The sequence below is a fragment of the Arthrobacter alpinus genome, from assembly GCF_001294625.1.
Taxonomy (GTDB): Bacteria; Actinomycetota; Actinomycetes; order Actinomycetales; family Micrococcaceae; genus Specibacter; species Specibacter alpinus_A.
In genome coordinates this window covers 1,402,001-1,425,039 of sequence record NZ_CP012677.1, presented here as the reverse complement: position 1 = coordinate 1,425,039, position 23,039 = coordinate 1,402,001, and the positions used below count along the sequence as shown (strand labels likewise).

The window sequence follows — 23,039 nt, the reverse complement described above, 5'->3', positions numbered from 1 at the left end:
CGGTCTGCGCAGGCTCGGGCACCGGTCAGGACAGCACGTCCTTGGTTGAGAACCGGCCATAGGCGAGCGCCCCAAACACTCCAAGGTAGCCCAGCTGGAGCAGGGCGTTGCTACCGAAGGAGCCCCACTCGATGGGCTGGCGCAACAGGTCCGCGAAGCCGAGCCAGTAGTGGCTGAACAGCCACGGGTGCAGCCAGTCCAGCTGCGGTAGGGCATCGAGCACCTGCGCGCAGATGGCCAGCACCACCGTCGCCGCCGTAGCCGCTACCGGCGCATCCGTCAACGTGGAAATGAACAGGCCAATGGCGCTGAGCCCCAGCAGCGACACGCACACGTAACCCCCTACCAGCAGCAACCGGCCCCCCGCGACCCACGGGCCCACGACGTCCCCGTTCAACAGCGGCACCGGACCCACCGGGAACAACAACAGCCCCGCCGTCGTGCCGGCCAAGACCACGGAGGCGGTTGCGGCTACCGCGAAGACGGCGGCGCCCACATATTTCACCACGAGAAGACGGAAACGGCCTGCCGGTGCTACCAGGAGGTACCGCAGCGTGCCCTGCCCCGCCTCCCCGGCAATGGTGTCCCCGGAGGTGACGCCCACCGTCAACGGCAGGAACAAAGGGGTGCACAGCACCAGCGCCGTCAGGACCACGAATAGCCCGTTCCCGGTGATCCTGTCCAGAAACGCCGGACCCCGGCCCGGCGTGGTGGAATGCGTCAGCCGCACGGCGACGGCTATCAGCACCGGTACGGCGGCCAGCGCCGCCAGCATGGCCCAGGTGCGGCGGCGACGAAACAAGAGCGAGATTTCCGAGACCAGCAACGGCCACAGCGACCGCGACCCGGGCCGTCCATTCCCCGAAAGTTTTCGCTTCGATGCCGGATGCCTCCCCACAGGGCCGGCCATGTCACTGGGCAACGTCAAACCCCTCCCCCGTCAATTCCACGAACCTGTCCTCCAGGCTGCCGGCGTCGGCCACAAAGCCGCGCACCCGAACGCCGGCCTCCACCAAGGCGTCCACAATGTCCTCGGGCGAAGAAGCACCAAGGGGCATCGCCGCCGTCACCGATCCGGCCACGCCCCGGTCGTCGGGGACCAGCCCCAGGCGAAGCAGGACGGCCCGGGCGGCACCGGTGTCGGGCGTCATCACGGTGGCCCGGCCCTGGCCCTGTGCCCGCAGTTCTGGCAGGGTCCCCTGGGCCACCAGCGTCCCGGCACGCATGATGGCCGCGTGGGAGCAGATTTGTTCCACCTCGGCCAGCAGGTGGCTGGAGAGAAAAACAGTGGTGCCCGCGGCGGCCAGCGAACGAATCAGAGCACGCACCTCCCTGGTGCCCTGCGGGTCCAGTCCGTTGGTGGGCTCATCCAGCACCATGAGCTCGCGGGGCCGCAACAGCGCGTTGGCCAGGCCCAGCCGCTGCTTCATGCCCAAGGAGTACGCCTTCACCTTCTTCGACGCAGCCGCGGACAGCCCCACCCGCTCCAGGGCCTGCCCCACCCGCGCCTGCCGGGTCGTCCCCGGGGCGTGCGGGTCCGCACTGTCCAGGCGCAGCAGGTTGGCCCGGCCGGAAAGAAACGGGTAAAATGCCGGTCCCTCCACTAGGGCGCCGACCCGGGGCAGTACCGTGTCCAGTTCCCGGGGCATGAGCCGTCCCAGCACCGTGGCCGTGCCGCTGCTGGCTGTGGCAAGCCCCAGCAGCATGCGGATGGTAGTGGTTTTGCCGGAGCCGTTGGGCCCCAGGAACCCAAAGATGGCGCCGGCCGGGACGCTCAGCTCCAGGCGGTCGACGGCGGTCTGCTTGCCAAAGCGTTTGGTGAGGTCATGCGTTTCAATGGCGGGCCCGTCGCTCACCTGCCAGCCGCCGCTGCCTGCTGTGCGGCTGCCTGCTGTGCGGCTGCCTGCTGTGCGGCTTGCTGAAGGGCTGCCAGCGGTACCGCCCCCGCATACAGGCGGCCATCGGTGGTGACTAGTGCGCTGAACAAGCTGGTCTCCAACGCCTGCCCTCCGGGAACGCTTTGCAGAACCTGGGCCAACGCCGGCGAGGCCAGTAGCGACCCCGGGACGGTCCCGGCATCAGTGGTGACGATGGTGGCCCAGCCGGTGCCCGACGTCGTGGGGGCGGCTGGTGCTTGGGCGGTCCCGGGCAGGGTGCCAGGCAACGTCCCAGGCATCGCCCTAGGCAGCAGGCTCGACGGCGGGGACGCCTTGGTGACGGTGGCGCCGGGTGGCGGCGTGAACGTGAACGCCGACGCCGGTGGGGCCGTGAGGTCCAGGGTGCTGAAGGCCACGGCGAAGGCGGTCGTGTCGGCGCCCGTGGCCTGCACCCAGACGCCCAGCGGCAAGCCGGTGGCGGCGTCGACGGCGATCGAAACCTTCCCCACCAAGGTGCCGGCGGTGCGCGGGCTCAGGACCAGCTCATACGCGTCGCGGCCGGCCACACTGGTGTTCGGCCCCAATGCCACCTGCGTGGAGGGGCCGATGTTGGCCAGGAACCGTGCCGCCAGCTGAGCTGGCGTTGCAGCTGGGGAGCCAGGTAAGGGAAGCGGCGCTCCCCTGGCGTCCGGCGGGAAGGCGTCCGGGCCGACGTGGCCGGGCATCTTGGGCGAGGTTGCAGAGGGTGAGGTTGCAGAGGGTGGCGTGGCACCGCTTGGCGCCGCAGCTGGCAGGGTCAGTGAGGTGGCGGAATTCGTGGCCGAGTCGTACGTCCACACGGTGTTGCCCTGCCGCACCACATCAGTTTCTTTGAGCGTGTCCAGGACCTGCATGCGCTGGTTCGTTGCGCCTTCGAGGTAGACGCGGAGGGTATGCGGCATCGTCAGCAGGCCCAGCAGCTGCTCCGTGGCAGTGTTGGTGGAACTGGAGGATGTGCCGGGGCCCACGTCCGGCAATTGTGGCAAGCCCAGGCCAACGGTTTGTTCAAACGTTCCGGAGAGTGCCTGGACGTCGCTGCCAGCCACAAGCGCCACCACCTGCGCTGGAGTCTTGGTGGGCAGGGATACAGGTGCCGAAGCCTGAATCGGCCCGGCCAGCACAGCGGCGGCAACCACCACCGGCGTCACCGCCGCTGGCATCCACCGCAGCCAGCGACTGCTCATGGCAGTGCGGCCCGGACTGGAAAACGCATACCTTTAGGGTACGCCTACCCAGGGCTGCTGACCCCGTGAATCGGCGAGTTTCTGTCAGCGCTTGGGAGCCTCCCAGCAGTGCCGCTGTATTGTGATGCAAATGTGGAACAATCGGACGCCATGACCACCATCGCCGTCGTCATCCCCTCGCGCAACGATGCTCCGATGCTTGAAACGTGCCTCGCCCACCTTGCTGCTCAGTCACGGCCCGCTGACCGGATCATTGTTGTGGACAACGCGAGCACCGACAACACGGCTGCAGTGTGTGCCGCTGCCGGTGTCCACCGCATCTACTGGCCGGTACCTGGTGTTGCTGGCGCATCTGCCTGCGGGTTTGACGCCGCGGGCACCGATATCCTGGCGCGCGTTGATGCCGATTCGCGGCCCGCACCGGGTTGGCTGGCCAGGGTTGAAGCCGATCTGGCCGAATCCGGGCCGTTGTCCCTGGTCACGGGGCCCAGAGACTTTTATGGCGGACCCAAGCTGGTCTGCTGGCTGGGTCGGACGATGTACCTTGGTGGCTACTTCCATGTGGTCGGATTCCTGCTGGGCCACCCACCGGTTTTCGGCTCAAACTATGCCATGACCGCCGATGTGTGGGCCCGACTCTCTCCCGCCGTGACCCGGGACAATCGAGCACTTCACGACGATCTGGACGTCTCCTACCTCTTGCGACCCGACATGAGCGCGATGTATGACGCCGGCCTGCGCATGCCAGTCTCCGCCCGTCCCTTTGCCTCGTGGGGAACCTTGGGCATGAGGCTAGTCATGGCCTGGGGGACGTTCCGGCACGAGTTCCGCGCCGAGCCTCCCCTGCGCCGACGCGGCGCCCGGAGACAATGGGCCCACGCCAACCCCCGCTGACGGTCTTCGGCCGTTTACGGTCGAGTTGTCGAAAACAGAGCCAGCAGGTCCCTGCATAACTGGTGCGGGGACGTTTCGCACGGGCTGTGCCCGGAACGGTAAACGGCAAAGTCCGCGCCCAGCGAACGGGCAAACTCGGCGTGCAGGCTGGTGGGCCAGAGGTCGTGCTCACCTACAGCCACCAGTTTCGGCAGGGACGCCTGGGCCAGGGGAATGCTGAGGTCGGGGTTGTGCTTCATGAGCTCCACAATGTCGCGCACCGACTGCCTGCGGGTGAGTTTGAATCTATCCTCGACAAAGCGCAGCCGTCCCGGCAGGACAGGGATGAAATTCCGCCTAATCCCCCAGATCATCAGGGCCGCCCCGACCCTCCCGTTGGCTACGCCGGAGATGCGGCCGATCCTGCTGACGCCGCGCAAGCTCTGGCCCGCCAGTGGCGGGCAGCTGAGCAGCGTCAGGCTGGCAAAAAGTGACTGCTCCCGAGCAAAGGCAAGCCCGGCCACGGTTCCGGCAAAGGAATAGCCGACAACGTGCGCCGGCCGCTCCAGATCCCGGAGCACCGCCAGTAGGTCATTGACGAACAAGTCCAGGTCATAATGTGGCCGCGGCGGGTCAAGGCGTTCGGGCCCGGCCCCCGCCGATTCGTACTGGCCGGCCAAGTCGAAACTCAGGGTATGGAACCCGGCGGCAGCCAAAATTGGCATCATCAGCACAAAGTCTTCCTTGGACCCGGTGGCGCCCGGTACCAGCACCACGGGCGGCGCATCGGCGGCACCCATGGTGATGACCGCCAGTGCACCGCTGGGGGCGGCAAAGGAGCTGGCCACAAAGCCTGGCGGCAGCACCGCCCAGTCAAAGTCGGGCAACTGGGTGTCGGCCAGTTCTGCAGCATCCATCGCACGCTCCACCGAAATATCCGAGCCCGCCGACGCGGCGGCCCCAGACACGGCATCCATGGCACGCTCCACCGGAACACCCGAGCCCGCCAACGCACCAAGGTCGGGCTCGTCGTCGTCGTTCCCTCTGGCCACTTCACAGACCACAGCGCACCTCCGCTTGGCATCGGAACAGGCACCGGAGAGCTGACGCTATGCGGCCACCTTGGTTATAAAGGATTGTAGGCGCCGATAGACCTCTTGGGATTCCGGGTGGCGGAAGTTTTGCTGCCAGGTGTGTTCGGTGTTGGCGCTGCCCCAACCGTAGACCAGCGAATCCACGGGCACCCCGTGCTCATCCAGCCGCCTGATCAGGTTCATATTTGAGTCATAGAAGAAGTCCCGTTCGGAGGTGGTGATGAACACGGGCGGGCACCGTTCATCCAGCCATTCAATCGGTGACATGAAGCGGGCGGCCACGCGCAGCTTGAAGCGCCGCTGCTTGCCCGTGGTCCTCACCTTGCCCTTGCCACCACCGGTTCCGTCTTCGTGCTCCTCAGGGGGAAGCAGCATGCGGATGAAATTCAGGCTCATGACAAATCCCCTATCAAAAAACACCGAAAAGTCCACGATGCTGCAATGCTGCACCAAGCCGCGCACCTGGCTGGCGTCCAGAGCTGACGTGATGGAGTAGTGCTCGGCTAGTTCATGCTGGTAGGTGGCAGCGACCATGAGGGCGGCAATCTGGCCGCCGGCCGAGTCGCCGCCCAACACTATCCGCTGCGAGTCTCCGCCGTAGTCACCAATATTCTCGCCGACCCACTTTAGTGCGGCGTTGGCGTCCTCCAGCACATGGCCCAGGTGAAAATGGGGTGCCATCCGGTAGTTGACGTTGATGACGACCACCCCGCCGGCGGCCTGCGCGGCACAGTACTTGGTCACGGAAGCTTTGTCCCCCGACGTCCAGCCGCCACCATGAAAATAGACGTAGACGGGCAAACGGTTTCCATGCCCGGTGGCTCCCGCCGGGGTCATAACATCCAGCCGGTGCCAGCGGATCTGGTCGCCCACAAAGTCAATGTCATGCCAGTAGCGCACACCGCTGATGGGATCGACGTTGAAGCGGCGCAGTTCGCCGCGGCTGACGGCATGCATAAGAAACCGCCACACCCACACGGGCACTCGGCTCAACACGCTTCTTACGAGGCGGCCCAAGGAAAACACCGATCTGGACGGCGTACGTCCCTGCTCAACCATGGCGCAAGACTACGCCGGGGAACTGAGATGCCCCTGTGAAACGGCTGCGGCACCAGGTGGCCGAACACCACATCGGATAGGGTCAATGGATGAGCACGCAGGAGAAATCCACGACACGTGCCGGCACGGCAGCCGGCCAAGACCCGCCTTCTACCCAGGAACACGTGCTGGCACTGGAGCGCCTGCACGTTCCTCAGGGCCTGCCGCCAACGGCTGAGGCGGCGGAGCGGGCCGCCATCTCCTGGAAGTACGTGTTGAAACGGTCTGTGGCCAAGTTCAGCGCCGATGCTTGCACGGACATGGCAGCCACGCTCACCTACTACGGCATCCTGTCCCTGTTTCCTGCCATCTTGGCCTTGGTCTCGATCGTGGGGCTGGTGGGCCAGGCGGAACAAACCACCGCCGCCATGCTCGACTTGGCCGGCAAGCTCACCGACAGCTCGGTGGTGGAGACCATTAGGGTGCCCGTGGAGCAATTGAGCCGCTCCTCTGCGGCCGGGTGGACGTTTGCCCTGGGACTCGTGACGGCGCTCTGGTCCGCTTCTGGATATGTTGGCGCCTTCAGCCGCTCCCTGAACAGGATCTATGGCACCACCGAGGGCCGGCCCGTGTGGAAACTGCGCCCGGCCCTGCTCCTTGTCACCTTGCTCGCTGTCCTCATTGTCGCGGCCATCGCTTTGCTCCTGGTGATATCCGGGCCCATCGCCCGCGTCGTGGGTGACGCACTGGGTCTGGGGGATGCGGCAGTCATGGTCTGGGAAATCGCTAAGTGGCCGGTCGTCGGCATCCTTGCCGTGGTCCTCATCGCCGTCCTGTACCACTTCACCCCCAACGTCAAGCCTCCCAGGTTCCGCTGGATCAGCGTCGGTGCATGCGTGGCCCTGGTGTCTTTGGTCATTGCTTCTGCCGGTTTTGGCATCTACGTTGCCAACTCTCCCAAGTATGAGAAGACCTACGGCACTATCGCGGGGATGATCGTGCTGCTGCTATGGCTGTGGATCATGAACCTGAGCCTGCTTCTGGGCGCGGAAGTGGACGCCGAGGTGGAACGGAGCCGCGAATTGCGGGCCGGCATCAAGGCCGAGGCCCAGGTGCAGCTTCCCCCGCGGGGCCTCTCCGCAAGCGTGAAGAAGCGCGAAAAGGAGCGCCAGCTCATCGCTGAGGGTAGGAAGCTCCGCCGCCAGACAGCCCCGCCTCCCGCCGAACCCACAGCCGCGCCCGAACGGCGCCTGCTCTGGTGGACCGCCGGAGCAGGCGCCGCCCTGGCCGCCCTTGCGGTGGCACGCAGACGCCGGAACAAGCAGCCCCACACCGCGCCAGCAAAGGAGCACCCTTGAACCACTTTGACCTCGTCATCATTGGCACAGGCTCCGGCAACTCCATCCCGGGCCCCGAACTGGAACACCTGAGCATTGCCATCGTGGAGGACAACCTCTTTGGCGGGACATGCCTGAACGTGGGCTGCATCCCCACCAAGATGTTCGTCCACCCCGCCGAACTCGCTGACGCCGCCAGGCACGGAAGGAGTCTGGGCGTCTCTTCGCACCTCGACGCCGTCGACTGGCCAGGCATCCGAGACCGGGTCTTTGGCCGAATCGACGCCATCGAGGCTGCCGGACGCGCCTACCGCAAGAGTCCGGAATGCCAGAACATCACAGTTTTTGCCGGCCACGGGCGTTTCATTTCGCACAAGAGACTCACCATTAGCATGCACGACGGCGGCACCCAGGTGATCACCGGCGAAAGGTTTGTGCTGGCGGCCGGGTCACACGCCGTCGTCCCCGAGATTGCCGGGCTCACCAGTGGTGCCGTGCCGTTCCACACCTCCGACACCATCATGCGCATTGACCGCCTGCCCGATAACATCGCCATTCTTGGCGGTGGTTTCATCGCCGCCGAGTTTGCCCACATCTTTTCCTCATTTGGTGTCGCCGTCACCCAGTTAGTCCGCGGTCCGGCCATGCTGCGCCAACTGGACGGCGACCTCTCCGAACAGTTCACCCGGGAGGCCGCCTCGCGTTATGAGGTGCTGCTTGAGACGACCCTGGAAGGTGTCACGAGCAGCTCCGGGGACGGGCGCTCCGGCGTCGTGCTTGAGGTCAAGGGACCCAATGGTCCGGGGACGATTGAGGCCGAGCTGTTGCTGGTTGCCACCGGTAGGCGCCCCAACAGCGACGCGCTGGGGATGGCCGCAGCCGGGGTGGAAGTCCACGGCGACGGGCGGGTGCGGGTGGATGATTACCAACGCACCTCGGTAGAGGGGATCTTTGCGCTGGGTGACCTATCCAGCGCCCACCAGCTCAAACACGTGGCCAACCATGAGGCCCGGGTGGTCAAACACAATCTCCTACACCCCGACGAGATGATGACCGCAGACCACCGGTTCATCCCGGCAGCGGTCTTCGCCGATCCCCAGATTGCATCGGTAGGACTCACCGAGGAACAGGCCATCGAGGCGCAGCGCCCTTATGCCGTCAAGGTCCAAAAATATGCCGACATCGCTGCCGGATGGGCTCGGGAGGACACCGTCCATTTTCTAAAGGTACTGGCAGATCCCACCACCGGACTCCTCTTGGGCGCACATGTCATTGGGCCGGAGGCGGCCACCGTGATCCAACCGCTGATCCATGCCATGTCGTTTGGGCAACGGGCCCTCGACGTCGCCCGCGGCCAGTACTGGATCCACCCTGCGCTGAGTGAACTCGTGGAAAATGCACTACTCGGGCTGCCGGAGCCGACCGAACAATAGCCAGTCAGACAGGCGCGGTTCCTGCCTCCGCACCTGCATTGTCAACGCCTGGCAGGATAAGAAATATTATTAGAATATTTGTTCTATAGTACTTCCTTGCTGGCGTATTTAGGTCTAAAATTGGTGTATGGGCACCGTTGATCGGTCCGGTAGCAAGAGAGTTTCCACCCCTTCCGGGCAGGCGTTTTTGGATCAGGACCCCGGCTTTGGGCCGGAGGGGATTGTTGGCGGCGATTTTTCCGGCCATGATTCTTTCGGTGTTGCTGTGGATGCTGTGGTGGATGGGGATGGTGCTGCGCTGGCCCGGCTGATTGCCAGTGATCCTTTTGCCGATGACCCGCAGATGCGCAATGTCACGTGGATCGGCCCGTCGCGGGAGATCAGTGCGGAGGAATGGGCGGCCCAGTTCTTGCCTGCCGCGCCTGTACCGGGGCTGGGGGTTGGGGCACTGTTGCCTGTGTCGCTCTCTGGTGTGGGTGCGGATGCTGCGGTGGCGGTGGTGCGGGCTTCGGTTCCGGACCTTCCTAAGGCGCCCAGGAAGGACAACCCTGCCGGTGTGGTGTGGACCCCTGCTGCGGGGGCCGAGGCGTTGGAGGTTCTGGATCCGGCCGGGCTGGCCGATAACGAGGTGTTGGACTTCATGCATGCGGCGAACCGTTTGGCCGCTTTCGCTCAGGCCAGGGAAGCCGAGGCGGTGGCCGTGTTTGCTACCCGTCGTCCGCCTCTGGCCGATGAACCGGTCCGGGAACGCGGCGGGGTGTCGTTGTGGGCTGCCGGGGAACTGATGGCGGTATACGCGATCGGGCGGGGCGCCGCCGAGCATCGACTCGATGACGCCGCGACCCTGACCGCGCTCCCGGCGACCTTGGCCCTGCACCGGCAGGGTCTGCTGGACGGGTTGCGGATCCGGGCCATCCACCGGGGCCTGGAGAACGTCCCCGAGGAGCTCTTCTTGGTGCTGGAGCCACTGTTTTTGCCCGGGGCGGCCCGGATGAACCCGGCCGGGCTGACCCGTAAGATCCGGCGCCTGGCCGAACGCTTCAACCCTGAACCGTTGGCGGTCCGGCACGAGCGGGCCCGGATCCAGCGCCGGGTCTGGTTCACGCCCCTGCCCGACGGGATGGCCCAACTCGGTGCGATCCTGCCCGCCACACCAGCCCTGGCCTTGTTCCAGTCCTTAGAAGCCTGGGCCAGACAGGCCCAACAGGATGGGGAACCCTCCACCGCTTTGACCCCGACCGGGCGGCCCTCCCGTAGCTATGATAACTACCTCGCCGATTGCTTCCTGGACCTGATCCATCAAGCCTTCCTCCACCCCGCCACCAGCTGCACTGACTGCTCCTGTAACAACCCCACCCCAGACCATCCAGCACCAGACCAGCCAGCACCCCACACCACCACCGGGCTGAGCGGCAATGGGCTGAGCGGCAATGGGCTGGCAGGGAATGGGCTGCCCGGTGGTGGGTCGGTTCCGGAGCCACGGTTTACTCCTCGTATCCCGGCTAAGGTCAACGTCACTATCCCGTTCCTGACTCTGCTGAACACCTCGGAGGAGCCCGGCCATCTCGACGGGTACGGTCCCATCCCGGCCGATCAGGCCAGAGAACTCGCCGCCGGGGCCAGCTCCTGGCACCGGATCCTCACCGACCCCGAAAAAGGCACCATCGTCAGTATCGGGCGCACCGCTTACAAACCACCCGCGGACATGGTCAGGCTCGTCCGTCTCCGGGACCCTGTCTGTACCGGAATCGGGTGCGACACCCCGGCCCGGAACTGCCAGATCGACCACACCATCCCGTTCCACCAAACCCGGTACACCCTCAACGGCACCGCCCTGCCCAAAGGCCAAACCAGCACCGAGAACCTCCGCCCACGCTCCATCTACTGCCACCGCCTCAAAGACGAGCCCACCACCGGCTGGAACGTAGAACCAGCCGAAAACGGTGCCACCAAAACCACCACCCCCACCGGACGCGAATACCTCCACAACCACCCCGACAACGAACAAAACGCACCCATCTAGCAAGCACCCTCCCCCACAACACAGGCCCGGCACCCAGGCAAGCCCTCCAAGCACAGACCAGCCACCCGAGGGCCCTTTCACCACGGGCCAGGCACCCAGGCGACACGCGGCAGGGAATAGCTCAGCGCTCTCCGGGCGTTGACAAAAAGTAAATACCAACCCCTGTTCTTTTGGAGATCTCCTTGAATTTGTTTTCCCCCGTCACCCTTGGCGAACTAACCCTGCCAAACCGCCTGGTCATGGCCCCGCTCACCCGCTCGCGCTCCGGATTGGACGGCGTTCCCGGGGACATCGTGGTCGAGTACTACAGGCAGCGGGCATCCATGGGGATGCTCGTTTCCGAAGGCACTTACCCCAGCTTTGCCGGGCAGGCCTTCGTCAGGCAGCCCGGGCTGGTAACCGAAGCCCAGATTGCCGGTTGGAAGAGGGTTACTGACGCGGTGCATGCCGACGGCGGGCTCATTATCGCCCAGGTCATGCACTCGGGCCGTGTCACCCACCAAGAGACAAATGGTGGACGTACAGTTCTCGCTCCCAGCGCCCTTGCCATTGACGGATTCACCCGGACCTACGCCGGAAAGCTGCCTTATCCGGTGCCTCGGGCACTTGATCTGGCGGAACTGCCAGAGATCATTGAGGAATTTGTCCAAGGGTCACGCAACGCGATCGCGGCCGGATTCGACGGCGTCGAACTGCACGGTGCCAATGGATACCTGCTGCATGAATTCCTTGCCCCGTCCTCCAATCAGCGCGACGACGCCTATGGTGGCAGTCCCGCGAACCGAGCCCGCTTCGTCATCGAAACCACAGCCGCCGTGGTGGAGGCGATTGGCGCTGGCAGGACGTGGTTGCGCATCTCCCCTGAACACAATGTCCAAGGCGCCCTTGAAACCGACCCCACCGACACGCTGGAGACGTACTCGGCCCTTGCCGACGGGATTGCACCGCTGGGGTTGGCAGGGCTGAGTATCCTGCATAAGGAACCGTCAGGCGTACTGGTCCAGCACTTGTGCAACCGCTTTGGCGGCCCGGTCCTGATCAACACCGGCTTTGGCACGATCACCAGTCTCAAGGACGCGCAGGCCGTGATGGGCTGGGCAGACGCCGTGGTGGTAGGGCGCCCGGCCCTCGCCAACCCTGATCTGGCGCACCGGTGGGAGCAGGACCTGCCCCTGAACGAACCAGACCATGCAACGTTCTACACGGAAGGGGCCGTGGGGTACACGGATTACCCCTTCTGGAAGAACTAGCAGTTGGCCTGTGCTCCGCGGGAGAGCCACACCCGGCCCTGTCGCGAAGCAACGACTTCATCGACATTCTGAGGGACGCCGCACACAACGTGGGCTTCTTCCGGATCATCAAATACGGGGCAGTACCGGGCCAGGCGCAAGACCTCCTCGACTCTGTGGCAGGCTTTTTCGCGCTGCTGCTGGAAGAACGCCTGGCCCTGGGCAAACACACCTCCGCACAGTTCCACCGCGACCCCGCCTCCGCCGTGCCAGCGGACAGAGTCCCGGCGGTGCCGGTGGTGCCAGCGGTGCCGGTGGTCCCAGCGGAAAGACTTTACTGGCGCCGGCAAGGACACAACGAGTGGCTGGCCTCCTACCCAGAACTTGAACGGACGGCATCGGCGTGGGCCGGGTAGGTGGCGGATACGGGACGTTTGTTGCTGACTGCCATCAGTGTGGCCCTGGACCTGCCCGAGGTGCGAACGTAGGGAGTGGGCTCACCGGCCGACTACGGCTTCGTGACGCGTTTGCTGCAGGATTGCGTGGGCGGACAAGTACTCGGTCCCCTTCTTCTTCTACCCCAGGCTCGACGCCGGCATTGGCGCGGTTCCGCTACCGGCCGCCCTCGCCGCCGATGCTCCCGGCGTCACCGGCGTCAACGTCCTCGAGCGCCAATGTCCTGAAGAGCTTTGTCGGCACACGCCGTTTGGCAAGCCCGTCATGGACTTCCAAAACACCAGGTTTGTGCTCGCGGAATGCAAAACCCAAGTGCTGGCCGACACGATGCTTGTGGAGCACCGATATCCACGTGGTCGTGGTTGATAGATGCCTGCAGATCTTTGGCGGCACCAACCATGTCATGTAGGAATTGATCGGCCGCTCCCGATGAAAACCGGCCAAGGCCCAATCTTCATGTTGCGGATCACACATGGCCCTATGCTGGTGCCATGACGAAGACGTCGATCGATTCCGCGGCAGCCCTATCCGCCATGCTGGCTTCCACCGGCTATCTGGCCGACGACGGCCTGGCCACCATTGCCTATTTGGCCCTGGGTATGGAGCGCCCGCTGCTGTTGGAGGGCGAGCCGGGCACGGGTAAGACGGCTCTCGCGCAGGCACTGGCGGAGGCGTTTGGGCTGCCGCTGATCAGGCTGCAGTGCTATGAGGGAATCGACGCTTCGCAGGCGCTTTACGACTGGGATTTCACCGCGCAGATCCTGCATCTGCGAAGCATTGAGGCTGGCGGCGGCAGCGGGCTGAGTGTTCAAGCGCTGGAAAGCTCACTGTATGACAAGCGGTTCCTGCTGGCCCGTCCCATCCTGAAGGCGCTCCAGCAAAGTCCGGCAGTGTTGCTGATCGATGAGATTGACAGGGCGGACGACGAATTTGAGGCGTTCCTGTTGGAGGTACTCTCCACCTACCAAGTCTCCATCCCCGAGTTTGGGACGGTCACGGCCGTGACTGCGCCCATCGTCGTGCTGACCTCCAACAGGACCAGGGACTTGCACGACGCCCTGAAACGGCGGTGCCTGTACCACTGGATCGACCACCCTGGACTGGCCCGCGAGGTTGAAATCCTGCGCACCCGCCTGCCGCAGGTGCCGGAGCTACTGGCCCATCAGGTGGTCAATGTGGTCCAACAGATCCGCGCCACCGACGGCATTCTCAAGCCGCCAGGCGTTGCCGAAACCCTGGACTGGGCCCGGGCCCTGCACCAGCTGGGCTGCGCCGAACTGGACCTGGCCTCCGCCGCGGCCAGCATCGGCGCCCTGTGCAAGTACCGTGAGGACACCGAGCGGGTCACGGCAGCCCTGGCCCGGATGTTGGGTTGAGACATGGCTGAGGCAGGCACATCCGGGCACACCGCGGACACGGGATACACCGCGCTCGCGGGCGTTCCGGCACACGGCGCAGAGGAAATCCTGTTGGCGTTTGCCAGTGCCGTGCGGGCCGCCGGGGTTAAGGTCAACCCGGAGCGGGCCCGCACCTTTGTCGAGGCGGTGGTCCGGCTGTCCACGGCCCGCTCTGCCATGGACCGCCACAACGTGTTTTGGGCCGGCCGGGGCACCCTATGCTCCTCTCCCGACGAATTGGGCCCCTACCAGCGAACCTTTGAGGCATGGTTTGCCCCCGTCCACTCCACCACCGAACGCCAGGACACTGCCTCCACCACCGTCAGCCAGGCCTCGCTGGAGAACGACGCCGGCACCTCCGACGGCGCCCAAGAGACGGTGAATGCCATCTCCAGCAGGCGCGAACTGCTGCGCCACCGTGACATTGCCACCCTTGACGCCACTGATCGCACGTTACTCAACCACATGTTCGAAGATCTGGTTGTGCGCCTGCCCAGCCGCCCCAGCCGCAGGCGAAAACTTGACCCTCACGGAGAGATTGACCGGGTGCGCACGTTGCGCGACCAGCTGCGGCGCGGCGGTGAACCGGGGCCGTTGCGCCGCAGCAAGGCGCCGCGGAAGCCGCGTCAGGTGGTGTGGCTGATCGACGTTTCAGGGTCCATGGCCCCTTATGCGGACAGCCTGTTGCGCCTGGCGCACCGGGTGCTGGCACAGGCCCCACGCCAGGTGGAGGTTTTCACCCTGGGCACCCGACTGACAAGGGTGACGGGCGCGCTCTTGGCCCACGACCCGGAGGAAGCCCTGGCACAGGCGGGGCGCACCGTGCCCGACTGGTCCGGTGGCACCCGCCTGGGCGAGGTGTTGGGCGCCTTCAACAACCGGTGGGGGCAGCACTCGGTGGTGCGTGGCGCCGTCGTAGTGATTGCCAGTGACGGCTGGGAACGCGGGGATCCGGCCCTGCTGGGGCAGGCGGTGCAGAGCCTGCATCATGTGGCTCGGCGGATCATCTGGTCCAACCCGCACCGGGGCAAGGCAGGGTATGAGCCGGTGCAACAGGGAATCAAGGCAGTGCTGGGGCACGTTGACTATTTTGTGGGGGGACATTCGATGAAGAGCTTCGAGGACTTGTTGGAAGTGGTGCGCAATGCGTGAGGTGTTGAAGGATCTGGTGTCCGCCGTCGCAGCCGGGCACACCGTGGGGCTAGGCACCGTGGTGCGCACGTTCAAGTCAGCGCCGCGGCCTGCTGGTGCCTCAATGATGGTCGACGCCGATGGCCGGGCGGTGGGTTCGGTGTCGGGCGGCTGCGTGGAGGGAGCCCTGTACGAGCTGGCCACCGCCGTGGTGCAGGACGGCACCCCTGTGCTGCAACGCTATGGCATCAGCGACAACGACGCCTTCGAGGTGGGGCTGACCTGCGGGGGCATCCTGGACGTGTTTGTCGAAGCCGTCTCGCAGGCGAGCTTCCCGCAGTTGCAGGGCGTTTGCGACGACGTCGACGCCGGCAATCCGGTGGCGATCGTGACGGTGATCGAACACCCCGACCGCTCCTGGCTGGGCAGGCACCTGGTGGTCCGCCCCGACGGCTTTGAGGGAACGCTGGGCAGCGAAAGGGCGGATCACGCCGTCAGCGACGACACCAAGGGGCTTTTGGCTGCCGGACGGAACACCACCTTGATGTACGGTCCAGACGGGGAACGCCGCGGGGACGGCATGCGCGTGTTCGTCATCAGCTTTGCCCCTCAACCGCGCATGCTGGTGTTTGGCGCCATCGACTTTGCCGCCGCCGTCGCACGGCAGGGCAGCTTCCTGGGGTACAGGGTCACGGTGTGCGACGCCCGCGCGGTGTTCGCCACGAAAGCTAGGTTCCCCGTGGCCGACGAGGTGGTGGTGGAGTGGCCGCACAGGTACCTGCAGGCCCAGATCGACGCCGGGGCTGTGGACCCCCGCACCGTGATCTGCGTTCTCACCCACGACCCCAAGTTCGACGTACCGCTGCTGGAGGTGGCACTGCGCCACGACGTCGCCTATATCGGGGCCATGGGTTCGCGGCGTACCCATGACGACCGGATGGCAAGGCTGCGTGAGGCCGGGCTGATGAAGGAAGAACTCCAACGCCTCTCCAGTCCCATCGGCCTGGATCTGGGCTCACGCACACCGGAGGAGACGGCTGTTTCCATTGCCGCGGAGATCATCTCCCTGCGCTGGGGCGGGCGCGGAACCCGGCTGAGCCATATGGATGTGCGCATCCACCACGACCCCCTGACCGATGCCCCGAGCCCCTAACAATCCATCAACGGCTGATGTAGCGTATGACACATCAAGGCTGGAGTCGGGCAGTCAAGAGCGTCTGCCATATGTTTTAAGGAGATCTCAATGGCGAGTTCCAAGACAATCACCGTGGACGTGGACGGCGTCACGTACACGGACGACGTCGAACCAAGACTTTTGCTGGTCCAGTACCTCCGTGAGCGACTGGGCAAGACCGGCACCCTCATTGGCTGCGACACCACGAACTGCGGGGCGTGCACCGTCCACCTGGATGGGGTGAGCGTGAAGTCGTGCACCATGTTCGCGGTCCAGGCGGACGGGCACCAGGTCACCACCATCGAGGGCATGGCACAGAACGGCAAGCTTGCCCCGCTCCAGGAAGCCTTCCACCAGTGTCACGCCCTGCAATGCGGATTCTGCACCCCTGGGATGATCATGCAGTCCGCGTCGCTGCTGAAAGAGAACCCGCACCCCACCGAGACCGAAATCCGGGACGGCCTGGAAGGAAATCTGTGCCGCTGCACCGGCTATCAGAACATTGTGGCCGCTGTGAAGAGCGTAGCCGACGGCGTCCAATACAATGACAGCGGTATCTCCGCCAACGTTGATCTGGTTGAAGACCAGAGGGCGGGTGTGTCATGACCGCCACGGTTGAGCGCGGCGGCGCCGAGATCGGCAAGGCCCGGCTGCGCAAGGAGGATGCGCACCTGATCACGGGCCGCTCCCGTTACACCGACAACATGGTCCTGCCGGGCATGCTTCACTTGGCCATGGTGCGCAGCCCCTATGCACACGCCAAGATCACCGCCATTGACGTCTCCGCCGCGAAGGCCTCTCCTGGTGTCTTCGCCGTGCTGACGGGGGCAGACGTCGCGGATGAGCAAGGTTCACTGCCCAACGCCTGGCCCGTCACCCCGGACCAGAAGGCTCCGAACCATCCGGCCATCGCGGTTGAAGAGGTGGCGTTTTCCGGGGAGATCGTGGCAGTCGTCATCGCCCGCAGCGTGGCCGCAGCCCGGGACGCCGTCGAACTAGTGGACGTGGACTATGAGGAACTTGCCGTGGTCATGGACCTGGAGGAGGCTCTCACGGACAATGTCCTGGCGCACACCACGCTGGCGTCGAACAAGTCGGCCACGTGGGTTTTTGACTCGGCCGAGGCCGGAACGGGTAGCTCCATAGCGGACGCCCTGCTGAACTCAGACGTGGTGGTGGAGCGCACCCTGTACCAGCAGCGCCTCATCCCGGCGTTCATGGAACCGCGTTCCACGGTGGTTGACCCCACGGGTGAGCAGATCACCATGTGGAGTGCCACCCAAATTCCGCACATCCTACGCCTCATGCTGGCCCTAACCTTGGGCATTCCCGAAAGTAAGGTCCGGGTGATCGCCCCCGACGTCGGCGGCGGTTTTGGCGGCAAGCTGCAGGTGACGCCGGAGGAAGTCATCACGGTGCTGGCGGCCCGGCGCATGGGCAAGCCGTGCAAATTCACCGAGACCCGCAGTGAATCCCTGCAGGTGGGACACCATGGGCGGGCGCAGGTGCAGCGGCTGAAGATCTCCGCCACGAAGGAGGGCATCGTCACCGGGCTGGACGTGAACCTGCTAGCGGACATGGGGGCTTATCTGGGGCTGATTACCTCCGGCATCCCCGTCCTGGGCGCCTTCATGTACAACTCCATCTACAAGTTTCCGGCTTACCGGTTTGAATGCAACAACATCTTCACCAACAAGCCGTGGACCGACGCTTACCGAGGTGCCGGCCGGCCTGAGGCCACCTTCGCCATCGAGCGGATGATGGACGAGCTGGCCACCGAGCTGAACATGGACCCGCTGGAACTGCGTGAGAAGAACTGGATTAAGCACAGCGAGTTCCCCTTCACCACAGTGGCCGGGCTGGAGTACGACACCGGCAATTACGAGGCCGCAACAGCCAAGGCCGTTGAGATGTTTGACTACCAGGGGCTACGGGCCGAACAAAAGCGGCGGCGGGACGCGAAGGAGACCGTGCAGCTGGGTATCGGAGTCTCCACGTTTACGGAGATGTGCGGGCTGGCCCCATCCCGGGTGCTTGGTTCCTTGAACTATGCGGCCGGCGGCTGGGAACACGCCCAGGTACGGGTGTTGCCCACCGGAAATGTCGAGGTGGTGACGGGTTCCTCGGCGCACGGGCAAGGCCACGAAACCGCGTGGAGCCAGCTCGTCGCGGACCGGCTGGGCGTACCGTTTGAGAACGTCGAGGTACTCCACGGCGACACCCAGGTCTCCCAGCGCGGCCTGGACACCTACGGCTCGCGGTCCCTGACAGTGGGCGGCATGGCCGTGCTGGCCGCGGCGGACAAGGTCATTGAAAAGGCCAAGGTGATCGCCGCGCACTTAATGGAGGCCAACGAAGACGACCTCGAATTCGCCAGCGGCGCGTTCACCGTCAAGGGCACCGAACACTCAACCTCCTTCGGCGAGATCGCTTTTGCCGTGTTCTCCGCCCACAACATGCCCGAGGGGGTGGAGCCCAACCTGGACTCGGAAGCAACCTTTGACCCGGTCAACTTCTCCTACCCGCACGGCACCCACCTGGCGGCCATGGAGGTTGACACCGAAACCGGCGCCGTCAGCGTGCTCAAGTATGTGTGCGTGGACGACATCGGGGTGGTGGTCAACCCCATGCTCGTGGAGGGGCAGGTGCATGGCGGCCTGGCCCAGGGCATCGCCCAGGCGTTGTACGAGGAGGCGGTCTATGACGACGCTGGGACCCTGGTCTCCGGTTCTTTCGTGGACTACCTCGTCCCCAGCGCCCCGGACCTGCCGCACTACATCACGGCCCGCACAACGACCCCGGCCACCAGCAACCAGCTGGGCGCCAAGGGCGTGGGCGAGGCCGGCACCATTGCCTCCACCCCCGCCATCGTTAACGGGGTGCTGGACGCTATCCGCCACCTGGGTGTGAAGGACGTCAAGATGCCTTGTACGCCGTCGCGGGTGTGGCATGCCCTGCAGGAAGCCAAGACCGTTGAAGGAGTGCAATGATTCCGAGCGCCTTTGATTACGCTGCGCCCACCACCGTCCAGGAGGCGCTGGGCCTGTTGGACGCTGCCAGCTCGGCCGGGGACGAGGTGAAGCTGCTCGCCGGGGGCCAAAGCCTGATCCCGGTCATGAAGCTGCGCATGGCCGACCCCTCCCTTGTCATCGACCTGGGCCGGATCCCCGGGCTCTCCGGTATAACCGACGACGGCGCGCACCTCACCATAGGTGCCATGACGCCGCACCACGTGATGGCCACCGATCCCCTGCTGGCGGCGCACCTGCCCCTGCTGCAGATGGCTGCCGCCACCGTGGCCGACCCACAGGTCCGCCACCGCGGCACCTTTGGCGGGGCACTGGTCCACGCCGACCCGGCAGGTGACATGCCCGCCCCGGTGCTGGCCGCCGGGGCAACGTTCACGCTGTCCTCCGCCAACGGAACCCGAACCGTGGACGCGGCGGACTTCTTCCGGGGGTACTTCACCACCGCGGTTGGAGAAGGTGAGATCCTCACCAGCATCCTGGTGCCGAAATACACCGGCTGGGGTGCACACTATGAAAAGTTCACTCGCGTGTCCCAGCAGTGGTCAATCGTGGCCGTCGCCGCCATGGTCAGGGTGGAGGGAGGCGTGATCGCCGAGGCCCGGCTGGGGTTGACGAATATGGCAAGCACGCCGTTGCGGGCTTCCTCCGCCGAACAAGCACTCGCAGGATGCGCCTTGGATGCCGATGCCATTGCGGTAGCCTGCTCCCACGCCGCCGACGCCACCGAACCGGTCAGTGACCTCAACGGGGACGCCGACTACCGTCGCCACCTGGTCACCGTTATTGCCAAACGTGCGGTGCTGGCCGCCGTCGGGCTTCCCCATACGGGCATGAGACTGGCGGAGGCATAACACTATGGAACTCAAACACCACTTCACCGTTCCCACCCCCCTGGAGGAGACCTGGCACTCTTTCAACCAGCTGGAGGAGATCGCCACATGCTTTCCCGGCGCCACGTTGACCTCCGTTGACGGCGACACCTTCACCGGCACGGTCAAGATCAAGCTGGGCCCCATCGCCATGATGTACACGGGCACCGGGGAGTTCGTGTCCCGGGACGAGGCCGCACATACCGTGGTCATCCAGGCCTCGGGTAAAGACAAACGCGGCAATGGCACAGCCGGCGCCACGGTGACCGCCGTTCTTATCGCTGACGGGGACAACACTACCGTGGACGTCTCAACGGATATGAACGTCACCGGCAAACCCGCCCAGTTCGGCAGGGGCGTCATCCAGGACGTCTCCGACAAGCTGCTGGAACAGTTTGTCCAATGTGTCATCGGGAAAGCAGGCGCAGACCCGGTGAGCGAGCCTGTCCAGACCCCGATAAGCCAGACCCCGGTGAGCGAGCCTGTCCAGACCCCGGTGAGCGCGAACCCGGCCCGGCCCGCACCATCACAGCCTGTCGTGGAACTAGATCTCGGATCGGCTGTGGTGCCGGTGCTGATCCGGAGATTTGCTCCGGCGATTCTCGGTGCGCTCGCAGCCATCACCATCGTGGCTTGGCTTGTCCGTCGCTGTCAGTGCCGTCGGAAGTAAAGTGGATACCTAGGCCAATGGAAGGAGTAGCATGGGTTCCCTGTCATGGACCAGCCCGGGCCTGAGTGTCGTGGGCGGCGTCGTGGCGGGCGGCTATGGTGCCGTCAAGGGCCGGAGCCGGCAATCGGTGTGAAGATCCGCAACCACTGTGTCTTTCTTGAGGAACTGTGTCTTTCTTGAGGAGTCCCGAAAAAACCGTAGAGAGCGAACACGCCAGGCAGTCCTTGCCACCACTCTCGCCATGAAAGGGTGAACACCTTGTCCAATAATCATCCCCAGAACGGCACCATCCCGGACCCGGAGCAGCCGCCAGCGCGGCCTGACCCCACCCAACCCGGTTATCCCAACAGGCCTCCGGATCCCACGGAACCAGTTCCTCAGCCATTCCCGCCGGACCCCTTGGATCCCCCGGACCCGCTCCAGCCTTCACCGCCCCCGCTGCCGGACCCACCGTTCGGGGTTCCGGGGCGCATCGTCTAGCAGCCGGGTCGGTGGGGCGGGTGCTCAGTGCCGAAGGGCTGGGGCGGCATCAAGCGGCCCCAGCCCTTCTATCTGCCGCTAGTTCGCGTCGTGCCCGTCTTGGTTGGCGGTGACACTAGGTTCCTTGGTGAAGACGGAGCTCGCGTGGCCGCGGTCCTTGCCCGAGCCGGCGTCCTTCATCATGTTCTCCAGCAAGCCAATGATGTCCAGGCCCGTGGAGTCCTTGATTAGCTGGGTGGTCTGGTGCACGCCGTTGGAGACGTTCTTGCTCAGCTGGCTAGCACCGTCGTTGGAGACCACGGTCATGTTCTTGATGGCGGACATCGGGGCGGCCACCTCGCGTGCCATGGCCGGGAGTACCTCAAGGACCTTGCTGAGCACCGCGGCTTCGTTAAACTTCTCGTAAGAGTCGGCCTGCGCGGCGATGCCAGCGGCCTCGGCGAGTCCCTTGGCCTCGATGGACTGGGCCTCGGCCTGGCCCAGCGACTTTATGACAGCAGCGTCGGCAAGGCCCCGGGCCTCGATGACGGCGGCCTCGGCATTGCCGCGTGCGGTGTTGGCCGCAGCGTCGGCCTCGGCAGCCACCCTGTCTCCCTCGGCCATCAGCTTGCGCTTGGCCAGTTCGACGGTTGCCTCGATCTCGGCCGCCTCGGAGGCCCTGCGGCGTTCCTCAAGTTTCGCGTCGGCTTGCTGGATGAGACGGTATTTTTCGGCATCGGCCGGCTTGCGGACCTCGGTGTCGAGTTCCTTTTCGCGCAGTTCCGCGCGGCGCAGTGCCACCTGCTGATCGCGGATGATGACCTGCTCGTTTTGTTCGGCGGCAGCCAGCGGGCCAGCCGCGTCGGCGCGGGCCTGACGGGCGTCGGCCACTTCCTTGAGTTCGGCACGCTTGATGATCAGCTGCTGCTGCGCAAGTGCGACCTGCTCGTCGGCAATCGCTTTGGCCTGCTCGGCCTCCTGCAGGAACTGGGCCTCGGCAATCTTGGCGTTCTTCTCGGCTAGGGCGGCCTCGGGCCGGCCCAGGTTCAACAGATATCCGGAATCGTCGTCGACCGACTGGATCTGGAAGGTGTCAATCTCCAAGCCCTGGTTGTGCATGGAGTGCTCAGCCTCCTCCTTGACGCTCTTAGCGAAGGTGGCGCGGTCCTTGATGATCGACTCAACGGTCAGTGTTCCCACGATGGAGCGCAGGGAACCGGACAGTGTTTCCTGCGTGTAGTGATCGATCGCGTCCTGCTGGTTCAGGAAGCGCTGGGCCGCCTTGCGGACCGAATCGGCGTCGCCGCCCACCTTGACCTGGGCCACGCCCGTGAGGTGGAGCTTGATCCCGTTCTTGGAAATACCCTCAATCTTCAACGACACCTGGCGTGAGGCCAGCGAGAGCGGGTAGGCGCGCTGCGTAAACGGGTTGATGAAGATTCGACCAAACACCACGCGCTGGCTACTGGGGTCCGGCTGTGACTTGTTGTCCTTGGAGGAAATGATCAGAGCCTGGTCGGGGCTGGCGATGTGCAGGGCCATCCGGGAGATGATGGCGGCGATGACCACGATGACTAGCAGCACTGCCAGTCCAATAATCAGTGGAATGAGGGCAAGTAGCATGGCGCCTTTCATAGAGTGCGACGGCGGTGGGCACGAACGTGTCCGCCCCACCTTCACCATCGATCCTACGGAATTTGCGGTAATTCTCCACATGATGGAGAAAT

General features: G+C 64.9%; 20 protein-coding genes. 13 read left to right on the top strand and 7 right to left on the bottom strand.

Translation table 11 applies throughout. The annotated features are described in order from the left end of the window. Positions 1-25 precede the first annotated feature (25 nt). Genes AOC05_RS06310 through AOC05_RS06300 form a run of 3 tightly spaced genes read right to left on the bottom strand, consistent with a single transcriptional unit; the run spans position 26 to position 3,100 of the window. Positions 26-928 (bottom strand): ABC transporter permease, encoded by a 903-nt coding sequence (locus tag AOC05_RS06310; protein ID WP_420480378.1) that lies wholly within the window; start codon positions 926-928, stop codon positions 26-28. Continuing rightward, positions 912-1,856 (bottom strand): ABC transporter ATP-binding protein, encoded by a 945-nt coding sequence (locus AOC05_RS06305; RefSeq protein WP_062006501.1) that lies wholly within the window; start codon positions 1,854-1,856, stop codon positions 912-914. The genes AOC05_RS06310 and AOC05_RS06305 overlap by 17 nt, the downstream gene beginning before the upstream one ends. Further along, positions 1,853-3,100 carry a LolA family protein gene (locus tag AOC05_RS06300; RefSeq protein ID WP_082357805.1) on the bottom strand — a complete coding sequence of 416 codons (1,248 nt, stop codon included), beginning with the start codon at positions 3,098-3,100 and terminating at the stop codon, positions 1,853-1,855. Before AOC05_RS06300 ends, AOC05_RS06305 begins: the two co-directional genes overlap by 4 nt. 132 nt (positions 3,101-3,232) lie before the next feature. Here AOC05_RS06300 and AOC05_RS06295 point away from each other — a divergent pair, with 132 nt between their 5' ends. Further along, positions 3,233-3,994, top strand: coding sequence for a glycosyltransferase family A protein (locus tag AOC05_RS06295; RefSeq protein ID WP_231687189.1), 762 nt, complete (start codon positions 3,233-3,235; stop codon positions 3,992-3,994). 14 nt (positions 3,995-4,008) lie between these two features. Here AOC05_RS06295 and AOC05_RS06290 read toward each other — a convergent pair whose 3' ends face one another. Both AOC05_RS06290 and AOC05_RS06285 read right to left on the bottom strand, forming a co-directional pair. Beyond that, the gene (locus AOC05_RS06290) at positions 4,009-4,890 is read right to left on the bottom strand and encodes an alpha/beta fold hydrolase (protein ID WP_062009441.1); all 882 of its coding nucleotides are present in this window, start codon (positions 4,888-4,890) and stop codon (positions 4,009-4,011) included. Positions 4,891-5,082: 192 nt separating this feature from the next. Further along, positions 5,083-6,024, bottom strand: a complete 942-nt coding sequence (locus AOC05_RS06285; protein ID WP_062006498.1) for an alpha/beta hydrolase — start codon at positions 6,022-6,024, stop codon at positions 5,083-5,085. A 191-nt stretch (positions 6,025-6,215) separates the two neighbouring features. On the opposite strand from AOC05_RS06285, the gene AOC05_RS06280 reads away from it, so the two are divergent. From AOC05_RS06280 to AOC05_RS20060, 5 genes are all read left to right on the top strand, one after another. After that, on the top strand, positions 6,216-7,463 hold the full coding sequence (locus tag AOC05_RS06280; protein WP_062006497.1) for a YihY/virulence factor BrkB family protein: 1,248 nt from the start codon (positions 6,216-6,218) through the stop codon (positions 7,461-7,463). Beyond that, positions 7,460-8,875, top strand: coding sequence for a mycothione reductase (locus AOC05_RS06275; protein WP_062006496.1), 1,416 nt, complete (start codon positions 7,460-7,462; stop codon positions 8,873-8,875). The genes AOC05_RS06280 and AOC05_RS06275 overlap by 4 nt, the downstream gene beginning before the upstream one ends. A gap of 127 nt (positions 8,876-9,002) precedes the next feature. After that, positions 9,003-10,898, top strand: a complete 1,896-nt coding sequence (locus tag AOC05_RS06270) for a DUF222 domain-containing protein (protein ID WP_062006495.1) — start codon at positions 9,003-9,005, stop codon at positions 10,896-10,898. Positions 10,899-11,137: 239 nt separating this feature from the next. Beyond that, positions 11,138-12,148 (top strand): alkene reductase, encoded by a 1,011-nt coding sequence (locus AOC05_RS06265; protein WP_230085661.1) that lies wholly within the window; start codon positions 11,138-11,140, stop codon positions 12,146-12,148. 89 nt (positions 12,149-12,237) lie between these two features. Continuing rightward, complete coding sequence (locus AOC05_RS20060; protein WP_062006493.1) at positions 12,238-12,543, top strand: hypothetical protein; 306 nt, start codon at positions 12,238-12,240, stop codon at positions 12,541-12,543. 196 nt (positions 12,544-12,739) lie between these two features. Here the strand turns inward: AOC05_RS20060 and AOC05_RS19345 are convergent, their stop codons facing one another. Beyond that, entirely contained in the window at positions 12,740-12,925 is a 186-nt protein-coding gene (locus AOC05_RS19345) for a hypothetical protein (RefSeq protein ID WP_062006492.1), read from the bottom strand. 149 nt (positions 12,926-13,074) lie between these two features. Here AOC05_RS19345 and AOC05_RS06250 point away from each other — a divergent pair, with 149 nt between their 5' ends. The 7 genes from AOC05_RS06250 (at position 13,075) to AOC05_RS06220 (ending at position 20,853) form a co-directional block, all read left to right on the top strand. Then, positions 13,075-13,959, top strand: coding sequence for an AAA family ATPase (locus tag AOC05_RS06250; protein WP_062006491.1), 885 nt, complete (start codon positions 13,075-13,077; stop codon positions 13,957-13,959). A gap of 3 nt (positions 13,960-13,962) precedes the next feature. Continuing rightward, positions 13,963-15,132 (top strand): vWA domain-containing protein, encoded by a 1,170-nt coding sequence (locus AOC05_RS06245; RefSeq protein ID WP_082357804.1) that lies wholly within the window; start codon positions 13,963-13,965, stop codon positions 15,130-15,132. Beyond that, positions 15,125-16,264, top strand: a complete 1,140-nt coding sequence (locus AOC05_RS06240; RefSeq protein ID WP_062006490.1) for an XdhC family protein — start codon at positions 15,125-15,127, stop codon at positions 16,262-16,264. Before AOC05_RS06245 ends, AOC05_RS06240 begins: the two co-directional genes overlap by 8 nt. A gap of 90 nt (positions 16,265-16,354) precedes the next feature. Beyond that, positions 16,355-16,891: a (2Fe-2S)-binding protein gene (locus AOC05_RS06235; RefSeq protein ID WP_082357803.1), complete on the top strand. Its 537-nt coding sequence runs from the start codon at positions 16,355-16,357 to the stop codon at positions 16,889-16,891. Next, positions 16,888-19,275, top strand: coding sequence for a xanthine dehydrogenase family protein molybdopterin-binding subunit (locus AOC05_RS06230; protein WP_062006489.1), 2,388 nt, complete (start codon positions 16,888-16,890; stop codon positions 19,273-19,275). Before AOC05_RS06235 ends, AOC05_RS06230 begins: the two co-directional genes overlap by 4 nt. Beyond that, positions 19,272-20,165: an FAD binding domain-containing protein gene (locus AOC05_RS06225; protein ID WP_062006488.1), complete on the top strand. Its 894-nt coding sequence runs from the start codon at positions 19,272-19,274 to the stop codon at positions 20,163-20,165. Before AOC05_RS06230 ends, AOC05_RS06225 begins: the two co-directional genes overlap by 4 nt. Positions 20,166-20,169: 4 nt before the next feature. After that, positions 20,170-20,853: an SRPBCC family protein gene (locus AOC05_RS06220; RefSeq protein WP_062006487.1), complete on the top strand. Its 684-nt coding sequence runs from the start codon at positions 20,170-20,172 to the stop codon at positions 20,851-20,853. A 558-nt stretch (positions 20,854-21,411) separates the two neighbouring features. On the opposite strand, the gene AOC05_RS06215 is transcribed toward AOC05_RS06220, so the two are convergent. Then, entirely contained in the window at positions 21,412-22,935 is a 1,524-nt protein-coding gene (locus tag AOC05_RS06215; RefSeq protein WP_082357802.1) for a flotillin family protein, read from the bottom strand. Between the last annotated feature and the right edge of the window lie 104 nt (positions 22,936-23,039).